The organism is Amycolatopsis sp. VC5-11, from assembly GCF_037034185.1.
Classification (GTDB): domain Bacteria; phylum Actinomycetota; class Actinomycetes; order Mycobacteriales; family Pseudonocardiaceae; genus Amycolatopsis; species Amycolatopsis nivea.
In genome coordinates, this window is sequence record NZ_JBAGKF010000016.1 from 126,744 (window position 1) to 140,919 (window position 14,176).

The 14,176-nt window shown below is 70.3% G+C and carries 10 protein-coding genes and 1 pseudogene; 7 read left to right on the plus strand and 4 right to left on the minus strand.

Translation table 11 applies throughout. The features are described from left to right. The first annotated feature begins 23 nt into the window (after positions 1 to 23). The 3 genes from WA670_RS34840 (at position 24) to WA670_RS34850 (ending at position 4,159) form a co-directional block, all read left to right on the plus strand. On the plus strand, positions 24 to 146 hold the full coding sequence (locus WA670_RS34840; RefSeq protein ID WP_336160475.1) for a hypothetical protein: 123 nt from the start codon (positions 24 to 26) through the stop codon (positions 144 to 146). A gap of 2 nt (positions 147 to 148) precedes the next feature. Beyond that, positions 149 to 3,481, plus strand: a complete 3,333-nt coding sequence (locus WA670_RS34845) for an error-prone DNA polymerase (protein WP_336160477.1) — start codon at positions 149 to 151, stop codon at positions 3,479 to 3,481. A 90-nt stretch (positions 3,482 to 3,571) separates the two neighbouring features. Then, positions 3,572 to 4,159, plus strand: a complete 588-nt coding sequence (locus tag WA670_RS34850) for a pentapeptide repeat-containing protein (RefSeq protein WP_275291712.1) — start codon at positions 3,572 to 3,574, stop codon at positions 4,157 to 4,159. 68 nt (positions 4,160 to 4,227) lie between these two features. Here WA670_RS34850 and WA670_RS34855 read toward each other — a convergent pair whose 3' ends face one another. Then, positions 4,228 to 8,892 (minus strand): glycohydrolase toxin TNT-related protein, encoded by a 4,665-nt coding sequence (locus tag WA670_RS34855; protein ID WP_442893151.1) that lies wholly within the window; start codon positions 8,890 to 8,892, stop codon positions 4,228 to 4,230. Between the two features lie 274 nt (positions 8,893 to 9,166). Here WA670_RS34855 and WA670_RS34860 point away from each other — a divergent pair, with 274 nt between their 5' ends. Together WA670_RS34860 and WA670_RS34865 are read left to right on the plus strand one after the other, a co-directional pair. Further along, positions 9,167 to 10,021, plus strand: a complete 855-nt coding sequence (locus tag WA670_RS34860) for a bifunctional methylenetetrahydrofolate dehydrogenase/methenyltetrahydrofolate cyclohydrolase (RefSeq protein WP_275291713.1) — start codon at positions 9,167 to 9,169, stop codon at positions 10,019 to 10,021. Next, complete coding sequence (locus WA670_RS34865; protein ID WP_336160482.1) at positions 10,021 to 10,332, plus strand: DUF3017 domain-containing protein; 312 nt, start codon at positions 10,021 to 10,023, stop codon at positions 10,330 to 10,332. Before WA670_RS34860 ends, WA670_RS34865 begins: the two co-directional genes overlap by 1 nt. A 56-nt stretch (positions 10,333 to 10,388) precedes the next feature. Here WA670_RS34865 and WA670_RS45255 read toward each other — a convergent pair. The 3 genes and pseudogenes from WA670_RS45255 to WA670_RS34875 all read right to left on the minus strand — a co-directional run. Further along, a pseudogene (locus WA670_RS45255) lies at positions 10,389 to 10,518 on the minus strand (MFS transporter); the annotation flags it as partial. An 11-nt stretch (positions 10,519 to 10,529) separates the two neighbouring features. Next, the gene (locus WA670_RS34870) at positions 10,530 to 11,708 is read right to left on the minus strand and encodes an MFS transporter (protein WP_043835162.1); all 1,179 of its coding nucleotides are present in this window, start codon (positions 11,706 to 11,708) and stop codon (positions 10,530 to 10,532) included. 185 nt (positions 11,709 to 11,893) lie between these two features. Next, entirely contained in the window at positions 11,894 to 12,217 is a 324-nt protein-coding gene (locus WA670_RS34875) for an ArsR/SmtB family transcription factor (RefSeq protein ID WP_134731434.1), read from the minus strand. A gap of 109 nt (positions 12,218 to 12,326) precedes the next feature. Here WA670_RS34875 and WA670_RS34880 point away from each other — a divergent pair, with 109 nt between their 5' ends. Beyond that, complete coding sequence (locus tag WA670_RS34880) at positions 12,327 to 13,517, plus strand: MFS transporter (RefSeq protein WP_037816169.1); 1,191 nt, start codon at positions 12,327 to 12,329, stop codon at positions 13,515 to 13,517. Between the two features lie 13 nt (positions 13,518 to 13,530). Then, a complete protein-coding gene (locus WA670_RS34885) occupies positions 13,531 to 14,175 on the plus strand; it encodes a hypothetical protein (RefSeq protein ID WP_043835159.1) in 645 nt (214 codons plus the stop codon). Position 14,176: the final 1 nt, after the last annotated feature.

The window sequence follows — 14,176 nt, forward strand, 5'->3', positions numbered from 1 at the left end:
GAGACAACGAAAGGAATTCGCCCGTGATGGACCACGACCTGCCGGTGCCCCGCGTCCCGGTCGAACCGCCGTGCCCGTTCGACCCGGTGCCGGTCGCGCTGCTGATCCCGGAACCCCGCCGATCACCCGAGAACCGGATGGACTGACGATGGGCTGGAACAACCCGCCGGTTCCGTGGAAGGACCTCGCGCGGGCGCTGTCGGGCGGGATGCCGCCCGGCGACCACGGCGACAGTCCCGCGTGGGGACGCAAACGCGAGGGGTACCGCCGACCCGCCGACATCCCGCCGCCGCGCAGCGACCTGGAAGCCGGACCGCGAGTGGCGTACGCCGAACTGCACTGCCACTCCAACTTCAGTTTCCTCGACGGTGCCAGCCACCCCGAGGAACTGGTGGAGGAAGCCGCGCGGCTGCGGCTCGATGCGATCGCGCTCACCGATCACGACGGCATGTACGGCGTGGTCCGGTTCGCCGAAGCGGCCAAAGAGCTAGGCGTCGCAACGGTATTCGGCACTGAGCTGAGCTTCGGGCTGTCCGCGCCGCAAAACGGTGTCGCCGACCCCGAGGGCGAGCACCTCCTGCTGCTGGCTCGCGGCAGCGACGGCTACCGCAGCCTGTGCCGCGCGATCACCGCTGGACAGTTGCGCGGCCACGAAGGCGAAGACGTGGAGCGGGCCGAAAAAGGCCGCCCGATCTACGACTTGGCCGCCGTGGCAGAGGAGGTCGCGGGGAAATGCGCGGTGCTGACCGGCTGCCGCAAGGGATCCGTGCGTTCGGCGTTGGTGCGCGAAGGCGCGGACGCCGCGTTCGCCGAACTGCGCCGGCTGGTCGACCTCTTCGGCCAAACCCAGGTCTATGTCGAATTGATCGACCACGGCCAGCCGCTCGACAGCACGCACAACGACCTGCTGACCGAGATGGCCGGCGAACTCAAGCTGCCCACTGTCGCGACCACCGCCGCGCATTACGCTCGCCCGGAACGAGGCCGGCTCGCGGACGCCGTCGCCGCCATCCGCGCCCGGCGCAGCATCGACGATCTCGAAGGCTGGCTGCCCGGCGACGCCACCGCGTTCTTGCGCTCTGGCAACGAAATGGCGGAAGTTTTCCAGCGATACCCGGGTGCGGTGCAACGGTCGGCCTTGCTGGGCATGGAATGCGCCTTCCCGTTGGAGCTGCTCGCGCCGGAGCTGCCGCCGTTCGACGTGCCGCCTGGCGAGACCGAGACCACGCACCTGCGAAACATCGTCAAGGAGGGCTTCGAGAAGCGCTACTCGGGCAAGGACCACGCGGACAAGGCCTGGCAGCAGATCGAGCACGAGATGGAGGTGATCGAGAAACTCGAGTTCCCCGGGTACTTCCTGATCGTCTGGGATATCGCGCGATTCTGCCGGGACCACGACATTCTGTGCCAGGGAAGAGGTTCCGCGGCCAACTCGGCGGTCTGCTACGCGCTTGAGATCACCAAGGTCGACCCCATCGAGTACCACCTGCTCTTCGAACGGTTCCTCGCGCCCGACCGCGACGGCTATCCGGACATCGACATCGACATCGAGTCCGACCGGCGCGAGGAGGTGATCCAGTACGTCTACGGCAAACACGGCAGGCTCAACGCCGCACAGGTCGCGAACGTGATCACCTACCGCGCCCGCTCCGCGATCCGCGACGCCGCCAGGGCGCTCGGCTACTCGACGGGCCAGCAGGACGCGTGGAGCAAGCAAATCGACCGCTGGGGAGCCTTGCGCAGCACGGAAAAAGACCATGACCACGACATCCCGAACGACGTCGTGCAGCTCGCCTTCGCCCTCGAAGACTTCCCGCGGCACCTCGGCATCCACTCCGGCGGCATGGTGATGTGCCGGGAACCGGTGAGCCAGGTGTGCCCGGTCGAATGGGCGCGGATGGAAAACCGCAGCGTTCTGCAGTGGGAGAAGGAGGATTGCGCCGCGGTCGGGCTGGTGAAGTTCGATTTGCTCGGGCTCGGCATGCTCTCCGCGTTGCACTACATGCTCGACCTGGTCAAGGAGTACAAGGGCGAGACGATCGATCTCGCCGAACTGGACCTCACTGACGAGAACATCTACGAAATGCTCTGCCGCGCCGACGCGATCGGCGTGTTCCAGGTGGAAAGCCGGGCTCAGCTGGCCACGTTGCCGCGGTTGCGGCCGGAGAAATTCTACGACCTGGCCGTGGAAGTCGCGTTGATCCGGCCGGGCCCGATCCAAGGCGGTTCGGTGCACCCGTACATCCGCCGCAAGCAGGGGCGCGAGAAGTGGGATTACGACCATCCGCTGCTGGAGAACGCTCTGGAGAAAACGCTGGGAGTGCCGCTGTTCCAGGAGCAGATGATGCAGATCGCCCTGGACGTCGCGAAATTCACCCCGGCCGAGGCCGACCAGCTTCGGCACGCGATGGGGTCGAAACGGTCGCAGCGGAAGATGGAACGGCTGCACAAGCGGTTCCTTGACGGGGCCGTCGCCAACGAGGTGGACGCTGAGCTGGCGGAGAAAATCTTCCAGAAGCTCAAGGCGTTCGCCAACTTCGGCTTCCCGGAAAGCCATGCGCTGAGCTTCGCGCATCTGGTGTTCGCGAGCGCGTACTTCAAGCACTACCACCCGGACGCGTTCTGCGCGGGTCTGCTGCGGGCGCAGCCGATGGGGTTCTACTCGCCGCAGTCGCTGGTGGCGGACGCGCGTAGGCACGGCGTCACCACGTTCGGCCCGGACATCAACCTGAGCCTCCCGCACGCGACCCTGGAAGCGTTGCCGGACAAGGGGAAACTCCACGCGGTACGCGGCGGGCTCAGCACCGTCCGGATGATCGGCGAAACGCTGGCCAAGGAGATCGTGGCGGAACGGCAGGCGAATGGCCGGTACGAGAGCATGTCCGACCTCGGCAGGCGCGTCCGGCTCACCACACCGCAGCTGGAAGCATTGGCCACCGCGGGTGCATTCAGCGCGTTCGGCCCGGACCGGCGGCAGGCGTTGTGGTCCGCGGGAGCGGTCGCGCAGGACCGGCCGGAAAAACTGCCCGGCACCGGCGTAGGCGTGGACGCGCCGATGCTGCCCGGAATGGACGGGCTCGACGTCGCCGCCGCCGATGTGTGGGCCACCGGGATCTCGCCGGACAGCTATCCGACGGAGTTCATCCGAGACCGCCTCGACGCGCTCGGGGTCATCACCGCTGACAAGCTGCTGGACCGGTCCGACGGGGAACGAGTGCTCGTCGGAGGAGCGGTCACGCACCGCCAGCGGCCGGCGACCGCCGGTGGAGTCACGTTCCTGAACCTCGAGGACGAGACCGGCATGGTGAACGTGATCTGCACACTCGGGCTGTGGCAACGGTTCCACCGGATCGCGCGGGGCAGCTCGGCGCTGCTGGTGCACGGAGTGCTGGAAAAAGCGGACGGCGTCGCGAGCGTGCGCGCGCAGAAACTGGAGCAGCTGAGGCTGCGGATTCCCACGAGATCGCGGGACTTCCGATGACCGGCGGACAGTTCGTGGACACACGCCTTCCGGCGGCTCGCAGCCACCCCGTCGCAACGTCGGCACCGGGGCGGATGACATCCTGTCCGGGTGACGGAGACCGGCGAGGACTACACCGAAGCACGACTTTCCGGCCAGTGGTGGGAAAAACGCCAGTTCGTGGATTGCGATTTCACCGAAGCGGACCTGCGCGACCTGCGCACCCGCGGCTGCACCTTCGACAACTGCGACTTCACCAAGGTCGATCTCGCCGGTTCGCGGCACGACGCGTCGGCGTTCCGCTCCTGCACATTCGACCGCTCGGTGCTCGCCGACAGCCGCTGGTCGTCGTGCTCGCTGCTTGGTTCGTCCTTTGTGGACTGTCGCTATACCGGGATCGCGCTGACCGAATGCGATCTGTCGCTCGCGTCGTTCGCGCGCGGCCGGTTGCGGAAACTGGACCTGTCCGGTCTGCGGATGCGGGAAGTGAACCTCAACGAGGCGGATCTGACGGATTCCGACCTGCGGGGCACGGATCTGTCCGGGTCCCGGATGATCGGCACGAAGTTTCCCGGAGCCGACCTGCGCGGTGCGGTGGTCGATGCGAACGGGCTGGTGCAGGCGGACTTGCGCGGTGCGTACGTGGACGTCGAACTGGCGGTGGCGTTCGCCGCGGCCCATGGCTTGGTCGTCAAGTAGCGCGGTTCCGGGCACGGAAAAGGGGCGAAGCCCGCTGGCCCCGCCCCTTTTCCGCAGCTTCGGTTTTCTCAGTCGATCGGCGGTTCGCCCGGGTCGAGTTCGATCAGGTCGCCCTCGGCGAGCAGCTCTTCGATGCTCGCCGGAAGCAGGTACGCCGACCCGCCGCCCGGCTGGTTGAACCACGGGATCGCGACCCCGGCCAGGGTTTCGAGCGGCCGCTGCACGCGGTACACGTGGTACGGCCGGTTCACCCACTCCGGCACCAGCGAACGCTCCTCGAACGGGGTGCCCGCCGCGTAGGTCAGGTTGCCGTTCGGGCCGCCGAAGCGGTCCAGCTCGCTGCCCGCGGGCAGTTCGCGCAGTTCCTTGCCGCGGAACAGGGTCAGCGGCGGCTCCCCGGACAGCGGCGCGATCGGCCACTGCCCGCTGCCGCCGGTTCCGTTGGCGCGCACCGGTTCCTCGCGTCGCACCGGCGGTTCCCGCCGCGGCGGCGGGCTGACCGGCGGAGCGACCTGGGTGGGCGGCGCGCTGACTGGCGAGGCGATCTGCGTCGGCGGGGCGCTGACCGGGGGAGCCACCTGGGTCGGCGGGCTCACCGGTGCCGCGACCTGCGTCGGCGGGGCGGGCGGCGGGGTCTGCCGGGCAGGCGGTTCGTCGTCGGCCAGCAGCTGATCGGCGGGCGTGAACGCGGTCTGCTCCTGCGGCGGCACGTTCTCGCGCGGCCGGACCGGGAACGAGCCCGTCGCGACCTCCGGCGACAACGTCGCCACCACGGGCGGCTTCGGCGCGTCCGCGACTGGCTGCTCAGCCGGTGCGGAGGCTTCCGCCGCGACGTACCCGTCGGGGTACAGCAGCACCTTGCCGAGCATGAACGCCGCGGCGTCCTCGGCGTCGCCGAACACCGCCGGGTTGATCAGCTCGCCGTCGTACCAGCCGACGCGCCAGCCTTCGCCCACCTGCTCGACGCTCCACCCGCGTTCGGTGGGGCCGCCGAGCCGGTACGCGGCTTCGGGCACGTCCAGCTCGTCGAGCTTCGCCTGCAATTCGGCCAGCTCCGGCTGGGCGGGCTGCTCCCGCCGCGCGACCGGGGCCGGTTCGGCCTGCTCCCGAGCCGCGCGCCGCCCGCCGGACGGCGGCGGAACCGGCATCTCCGGCACCGGAAGCCCGCCGGGGATCTCGGACCCCGGCATGATCATCGCGGTCGGAGGGCCCGCGTCGTACTCGGCCTCGCGACGGTTGTCGTCCTCGTAACCATTGGAGTGCGTGAACAGTTCGGCACGCTGCTCGTCGTCGTCGCGGGACGGCTCGTTGCCGTGCGTGAAGAGCACCGGCTCTTCACTCTCGACGTCGACCGGCCGGTGAACGTCGGTGTCGTCCTCGTCGTCCGGGTGACCCGGGCCGGTGCCGTTGCGGCTCGGGACCAGGTCGTGGTGGACCTCGGTGTGGTCTTCGTCGTCGTAGTGACCGTCGTCGTACCGGTCGTACTGCCCGCCGTCGAAGTCCTGCTCGAAGGGCGGCTCCGCAGGACGCTCCGGCGCGGTGCCGTGGCGGCCCTCGGCCTCCTTCTCCCGGCTCCGACCGTGCGCGGCAGCGGCAAGCCCGGCCGCGGCCAGCCCGCCTGCCGCGGCGACCCCGGCCGCAGCCGCGCCGACGTGACTGCCGTGCTCGTCCGCGGGTTCGGCCTGGCTGTCGGGTTCGGCGCTGCGCCGTCCGCCGTCCTCGGCGTTCAGCCGCACGTCTTCCCGGCGGCTGTCGTCCGCTTCGGCGTCCGGCTGGGCTCGCCGACGGCCACCCTCCTGGTCACGGCTGTCGTCCGGTGCGCCGCGCCGGCCTGCGTCCGGCTCAGCGTTGTGCCGGTTCGGGGCGGCGGGTTCGTCGGCGGAGTTGTCCGCTCCGATGAGGCCGTCGGCACCGATCAGGCCATCCGCGCCGACCAGGCCGTCTTCCGTGTTCGGAGCAGCGGGCTGCTCGAACGCGCCGACACCGGGAACCTTGCTCCCGTGCGCGTCGAGGTGGTCGTCGTACCCGTGGGCGTCGTCGTAGTCGGCCGCGTCGCGGTTGCGGTCATCGACGTGGTGCGCGGGTTCGTCGTACCCCGCTTCGCCATGGCCGTGCTGACCGGCTTCGTCGTACCCCTGCTCGGCGTAGGCACCGGCCTCGTGAGATGCCGCGTCCTCGTACCCGTGCTGGTCGTACGGCTCGGCGTCGTACCCACCGTGCGGTGCGTGGTCGTAGTCGCCGTGGGCGGACTCGTCGTAACCCTCGTCGTGCTGGTCATAACCATCGGCGTGGCCGCGCTGGCCTTCGCCGCGGTCGTACTCCTCCGGGTAACCGGCTGCCTGGTCGTAGCCAGCGTTGGCGTGGCCCTGCTGGTCGTAACCGTCGGCGTCGTGGGCTCGGTCGTCGTAGCCGGCCGCGTCGGGGTGCTCGTCGTAATCCGCCTCGTGCGGGTGCTCAGCACGAGTGCCGCTCGCGGCAGCTCCTGCCACGCCCGCTGCTCCTGCCGCCGCGGCGGCTACACCCAGTCCGTGCGACCCGCCGGGACTGTCCTGCCCGGACACTCGCGTGTCCGGTGCGCCGGGACCCTGCGGTCCACGCCTGTCCGAGCCGCGGTTGGGCTCGAAGTGCTCTTCCGGGCCGCCGCGGTCGTCGAAGCCGTGGCCGTCCGTTGCGTCGGGACCGGCGAATTCCTCGGCAGGGTGGAAGCTGTCCGCTCGGCCGGGATCGCGGCTGTCGAACTCGTCGGCCGGGCCGCGCCGATCGGGACCGGGGCCGCCTGGGCTTCCGGACGCGCCGGGCCTGCGGGAGCCTGGGCCGTCGAACTCGTCCGCCGAGTCGAAGCCGGGAGCGTCCGATCCTCCGGGCCTGCGGAATTCCTCGGCCGGGTGGAAAGCGCCCTCCGACTGGTCGGCCGCGCCGGGCCTGCCGAACTCGTCAGCGGGGTGGATGCCCTCCGGGCCACCGGCTGCTTCGTGCCCGCCGAAGTCGTCGGCGGGGTGGAAGGTGCCTTCTGGCCGGTCGGCTGCGCCGGGCCTGTTGAAGTCGTCGGCGGGGTGGAAGGTGCCCTCTGGCCGGTCGGCTGCGCCGGGCCTGCTGAAGTCTTCGGCCGGGTGGAAGGTGCCTTCTGGCTGGTCCGCTGGGCCGGGCCTGCTGAAGTTGTCGTCGGGGTGGAAGTTGTCGGGTCGGCCGGAGTCGCGGTTGTCGAACTCGTCGGCTGGGCCGCGTCGGTCGGGGCCGGGCGCACCCGGTCCGGGCCTGCCGGAACCGGGGTCGCTGAAGTCGTCGGCTGGGTGGAAGTTGTCGTGGCTGCCTGGTCCAGATTCGCCTGCCGCGCCGAGTGCGGCTGCACCCAGACCGGCCGCACCGAGTCCGGCGGCGGCTGCTCCGACTCCGGCTGCGCCATGGCCACCAGAGCTGGGGCCGTCAGCGCTGGGGCTGGCGGAACCAGGTCCGTTGGCGTCGAATCCGCCGGGGCCGCCCGAGGTCGGTCCGCCGACTCCGTTCGGACCGCCGGGTGCACCAGCACCGCCGGGGCCACCGGCACCGCCAGGGCCGTTAGGTCCGCCGGGGCCGCCCGTTGCGCCAGCACCGACTGGCCCACCAGCCGCGCCAGGACCACCGGGACCAGTAGCGCCCGAGCCGGGGCCGCCAGGACCGCCGGAACCGGGACCACTCGCGCCAGGTCCGCCCGCGCCGGGAGCTCCGGCACCAGGCCCGCCCACACCAGGACCACTAGCGCCGGGACCGCCCGCACCAGGCCCGCCAGCCCCGGGACCACCGGCACCGGGGCCACCAGCGCCAGGTCCGCCCGCGCCGGGAGCTCCGGCACCAGGTCCGCCCGAGCCAGGACCGCCAGCCCCGGGACCACCAGCACCAGGTCCGCCGGGAGCGGGTCGCTGCTGCGGAGTCTGGCTCCCGCGAGTCAGGTACGCCGCCGCGCCCTGCAGGGTCAGCTCGTCCACCTGCGGAAGCTGGAACGCGTTCGCCCGGATGTGCTCGATCAGGTCCGCTTCCGGCGAGACGCCGTACGTGCGGAGGTAGAAGTTCACCGCGGCCGGCCAGATCCAGTGGCCGTCGCTGTGGAAGGCGACCGGGACCGTCGCTTCGGGGGTCTGGGCGAGACGGTCGATGTCGTAGCCGCGGTCCTGGACCACGACGGGGGCGTGGTCCAGGTAGTCCAGCAGCCGGTCTTGCTCGTCGACGTCCAGGTCAGGGCGGTTGATCACCGGGCGGCCCGCCGGGCCGATGGTGTCGAAGATCCGGGCGATGCGGAAGTGCGGTCCGGGCTGTTCCGGGCCGAGGCCGGACATGCGGCGGATCAGCCATTCGGGGACGTTTTCCTCGGTGCGCGGGAACATGCGCAGCTCGTCGGAGTACGCCTGCGGCGGCGGGGCGAGGTGCCAGCCGGGCTCGTCGCGGTTGTATTCGAGGTTGTAGCTGGAGGGGTGGTCCAGCTGGTAGCGCGCGTTGAACCAGGTGCCGCGGCCGTCGCGGTACATGCCCGCGCGGAGTCTGCCGAACAGGGTCGCGATGTCGTGCGTCGCGATCCATTCCTGTGCGGAGCCGTCCTCGAGCACGATCTCGCCGGTCAGCTCGTGGTACCTGCCGACGGCTCGGTACTCCGCGGAGACTTTGCGCCAGTCGCGCGGGGCGGCGCGCAGCAGGGCCAGTCCGATCTGCTTGACCAGAGTGTCCTGCTCCGTCGCGTTCAGCTGCGTCGTCGGTTGTGCCACAGAGAACATTTTGACTGTTCGCGCGCACGAACGCACCCCGCATAGGGCTTTTGCCACCCTCAGGCCGGTGGACGAGCCCGCTGACCTCGACGGACGCGATATGGCACGGGTCACACGCCTGGGTGGGTGATGCGGTGGAGCCCCTCCAGCTTAAGACCCGGGACGGCTGATTCGACGGAAGACGCGCGGGCCGATCGGGTGGTGTCGCGGACACACAGAGTGCAGAACCCACTCCTGACCGGCAGTCTCGGGCGGCTCTGCGACAATGGCCGCCGTGACGGCGAAGATTCTCGACGGCAAGGCCACGAAGAACGCCATTTTCGCAGAGCTGCGCCCGCGTGTGGCCGCGCTTGCGGAGAAGGGGATCACCCCTGGGCTGGGCACGGTGCTGGTCGGCGACGACCCCGGTTCCCACTCCTACGTGAAGATGAAGCACGCGGACAGCGCGAAGATCGGCGTCAACTCGATCCGCCGCGACCTGCCCGCGGACATCTCGCAGGAGAAGCTCGAGGCCGTCATCGACGAGCTGAACGCGGACCCGGCCTGCCACGGCTACCTCGTCCAGCTGCCGCTGCCGAAGCACCTCGACGCTAACCGCGTCCTGGAGCGCATCGACCCGGAGAAGGACGCCGACGGTCTCGCGCCGATCAGCCTCGGCCGGCTCGTGCTCGGCGAAGCGGGCGCGCTGCCGTGCACCCCTTACGGGATCATCGAACTGCTCAAGCGGCACGGCGTCGAGCTGAACGGCGCGCAGGTCACCGTGGTCGGCCGCGGGATCACCGTCGGCCGCACGCTCGGTCTGCTGCTCACCCGGCGCAGCGAAAACTCGACCGTCACGCTTTGCCACACCGGCACTCGTGACCTCGCCGCCGAGGTACGCCGCGCGGACATCGTGATCGCCGCGGCGGGCGTGCCCGGGATCATCAAGCCGGACATGGTCAAGCCCGGCGCGGCGGTGCTGGACGTCGGCGTTTCGCACGTCGACGGCAAGCTCACCGGCGACGTCGACCCGGCGGTCGCCGAGGTGGCCGGCTGGCTGTCGCCGAACCCCGGCGGCGTGGGCCCGATGACGCGGGCGATGCTGGTCACGAACGTGGTCGAGGCTGCGGAACGCGCGGCCGCCCGCTGATGGCGATGACCGGGCAACGGCACCGCGGCGATCGTCCCTGGCTCGTCCACGTGCCGTTCGCGGTGATCATGCTGCTGCTGGCGGCGGCGGTGGTGCGGGCGCTGCAGTACCACTGGCGCGAGGGCGCGGCGCTGGTCGGCGTGGCTTTGTTCGTGGCCGGGGTGCTGCGCGCGGTGCTGCCGGAGGAGCGCGCCGGACTGCTCGCGATCCGCGGCAAGGCCGTCGACATCCTCACCTACGGCGCGTTGTGCGCCGCGGTGCTCTACATCTCGCTGTCGATCGTCGGCGGCCCGTTCGACGCCTCCTCCTGAGCGAGCGCGGTCAGGACGCGAGCGCGAGTTCTTTCTCGACTCGCGCTTCGCGGCGGGCCGACCCAGTTCGGGGCCAGTAGGCCGAGTCCGCCTGCGATGACGAGGCCGCCGAGGTAGGCGCCGATCGTTGAACGCGGGCTGCACCGCCGCCGAGACCAGCGACGGCGTGCCGCCCGCCTCCTCCTGAGCGAGCGCGGTCAGGACGCGAGTGCGAGTTCTTTCTGGACTCGCGCTTCGCGGCGGTCCAGCAGCCCGGACACTGCGGCGATGGATACGCCGAGCACGGCGAGCAGTGAGCCGACCCAGTTCGGGGCCAGCAGGCCGAGTCCGCCCGCGATGACCAGGCCGCCGAGGTAGGCACCGATCGAGTTGGCGATGTTGAACGCGGACTGCACTGCGGCCGAGACCAGCGACGGAGTGCCGCCCGCCTTCTCCATGATCCGGGCCTGCATCATCGGGCCGATCATGAAGCCCGCGACACCCACGAAGAAGATCGTGACCGCCGCGCCGACCTTGCCCTGTGCGGTCACGGTGAAGATCGCGAGCACGGTCGCGAGCGCGAGCAGCGCGACGTACAGGCTCGGCATCAGCGCCTTGTCCGCGAGCCGTCCGCCGAGGTAGTTGCCGATCGTCATGCCGACACCGGCCAGCGAAAGCAGCACCGTGACGTTGGCGGGCGAGTAGCCGGCGACGTCGGTCAGCATCGGCGCGATGTAGGACATGCAGGCGAACACGCCGCCGAGCCCGAACATCACGATCGCCAGCGCCAGCCACACCTGCGGGCGGCGGAACGCGCCGAGTTCGCCGCGGATCGACGGGTCGGCCGGGCGGCCCTGGTGCGGTACCAGTTTCGCGATGGCGGCGATGGCGAGCAGGCCGATCACCGCGACGACGCCGAACGTCGCGCGCCAGCCGACCTGCTGGCCGAGCAGCGTGCCGAGCGGGACGCCGATGACGTTCGCCAGCGTCAGGCCCATGAACATCATCGACACGGCCTTCGCGCGCTGGCCCGGCTGCGCGAGGCTGGACGCGACGACCGCGCCCGCGCCGAAGAACGCGCCGTGCGGCAGGCCGGCGAGGAACCGGAACGCGATGCCGAAGTCCTGGTTCGGCGAGAGCGCGAACAGCGCGTTGCCGACCGTGAACAGACCCATCATCGCCAGCAGCATGGTTTTGCGCGGCAACCGGACCGCCAGCGCGGTGAGCAGCGGCGCGCCGATCACCACGCCGAGCGCGTACGCGGAGATGAAGTAGCCCGCGGACGGGATGTCGATGTGGAAGTCCGCGGCGGTCAGAGGCAGCACGCCCATCATCACGAACTCGGTGGTACCGATGCCGAAGGCACCGACTGCGAGCGCGAGCAACGCGACGGGCACGGCTCTCCCTTCTTGGAGAAAACGATTGCTCAGCGCCTGGGGACCAGGCTTCTGAAGCGCTTTAGAACGAGGGCAAAAAACTAGACAGCCCCGACGTCGTCGTGCTGTCTCGCTCTAGTTGAACCGATGGAGGGCGGCCTTGTCATCCCGGTATTCGGGTGAGGCCCGCCACGTAGCGCGACCGGTCAGCGGGGCGCGGCCAACACGCCGTCGAGCAGGCCGGGGAACAGCGCGTCGAGATCGTTGCGGCGCAACGAGTTGTACCGGGTCGTGCCTTCCTGGCGGCCGACGATCACCCCGGCCTGGCGCAGGGTCGCGAGGTGATGGGTGAGTGTGGACTTGGTCACCGGCACCTCGAAACCGCTGCACGAGATCTCCGTTTCGGAGTTCGCCAGCTGCCGGACCATCGCCAGCCTGACCGGGTCGGCCAGCGCGCGCAGCACCGCTTCGACCGTGATCTCGTCGCGGTCGGGATAGGCGAGCGGCGGCAGGGGCACAGAGGCGGGCATGTGTCCATAGTACGACGACTGTCGAAATTGTCGGCGGGTCCGTGTACGGTCGTCATCGAACTACGACGTTCGTCGAACTATCCGTTCAGGTTTCCTTGGGGGAACATTCATGTCCAGCGTCTCGTCCTCGGCGGCGGCCCGGAACTCGGTGCTCGCGTTCGGGGCCTTCGGCGTCGGCACCAGCGGCTACATCGTGGCCGGGCTGCTGCCGGCGCTCACCTCCGAACTGCACATCTCCGCGACGGCCGCGGCGCAGCTCGTCACCTCGTTCGCCATCGCGTACGCGGTGGGCTCGCCGTTGTTCGCCGCCGCCACCGGCCGGTGGGAACGGCGCACGCTGCTGGTCGCCGCGCTCGCGGTGGCCGCGGTCGGAAACATCTTCGCGGCCGTCGCGCCGGGGTACACCACGCTGCTCATCGCGCGGGTCGTCACGGCGATCGGGGCCGCCGTCTACACCCCGGCCGCCACTGCCGTTGCGGCTGAACTGACCACGCCGGAACGTCGCGGGCGAGCTGTTTCGCTGGTGTTCGGGGGACTCACCATCGCGTTGATCTTCGGCGTTCCGCTGGGCAGCGTGATCTCCCAGCAGTTCGGCTACGAGGGCGCGTTCCTGTTCGTCGGCATCCTTTCGCTGCTCGGAGCGATCGGAGTGCAGGTCGCGTTGCCGAAGGTCGCGCCGCCGCCGGTGGTCGGGCTCGCCGAGCGGTTCGCGGTCGCGCGGGACAAGCGGGTGGTCGCGCTGCTGGTCACCACCACGCTCGCCTGCCTCGCCGCGTTCATGGTCTACACGCTGGTGTCGCCGGTGCTGTCCGCCACCGCCGGCGTTTCCGGCGGGACGATCACGGTGCTTCTCTTCTGCTACGGCATCGGCGGCGCGATCGGCAACTTCGCCGGCGGCCGCGCGGCCGACCGGTGGGGTGCGCGCAAGCCGCTGCTGATCGTGCTCATCGGGTTCACCGCCGTGATGGTGCTGCTGCCGTTCACCGCGACGACCGTCGTCGGGGCCGGGATCACGTTGTTCGTGTGGGGCTTGGCGAACTGGTCGTTCAGCCCGCCGTTGCAGCACCGGCTCATCGAACTGTCGCCGGGGCACGCCGGGCTCGCGCTGTCGCTCAACGCGTCGGCGATCTACCTGGGCGTCGGGCTGTCCGGCGTCGTCGGCGGCGCGGTGCTGACCTCGGCCGGGCCGACCGTGCTGCCGGAGATCGCCGCGATCCTCGCCGCCGCGGCGATGCTGGTGGTCGTGTTCTTCTGGGGCGCGCGGAAGCGGGCTGAGGTCCGCGAAGAGGTCGCGGTCTGAGAAGCTGCCGGGCGTGGCAGAGGTACTGGAAACCGTGCCCGGGCACGGCGGCGAACTGGTGCTGCGGCGCGACGGCGCCGAGTTCGAGGTGATCGAAAACGGGATGTTCCTGATGGACACCCGCAACGGCGAGTCGGAACGGTTGCTCGTGACCGGAGCGGCCGACCGGCTCGCCCCCGGCGCCCGAGTGCTGATCGGCGGCCTCGGCGTCGGGTTCTCGCTGCGTGCCGCGCTGGACCACAGTGCGGTTTCCGAGGTCGTGGTCGTGGAACGCGAACCTGCCGTGATCGCGTGGAACCGCACCGGTCCGCTGCGCGAGGTGCACGGCGCGGCGCTGGACGATCCGCGGGTGACGGTGGTCGAGGCGGACCTGCTGGAGTGGCTGCGGACGACGAGCGAGACGTTCGACGCACTGTGCCTGGACATCGACAACGGTCCAGAGTGGACGGTCACCGAGGGGAATGCGTCGCTGTACGCGGCTTCCGGCCTGGAGCGGTTGTCTCAGCTGCTGCGCCCAGACGGGGTGCTGGCGGTGTGGAGCGCGGGCGCGGCACCGGGGTTCACGGCTCGCCTGCGGGAGCGGTTCGCCGAGGTGGACGTGGTGGAGATTCCGGTGCCGCGCGGGGAACCGGACGTGGTCTGGTTCGCGCGAGGCTGAG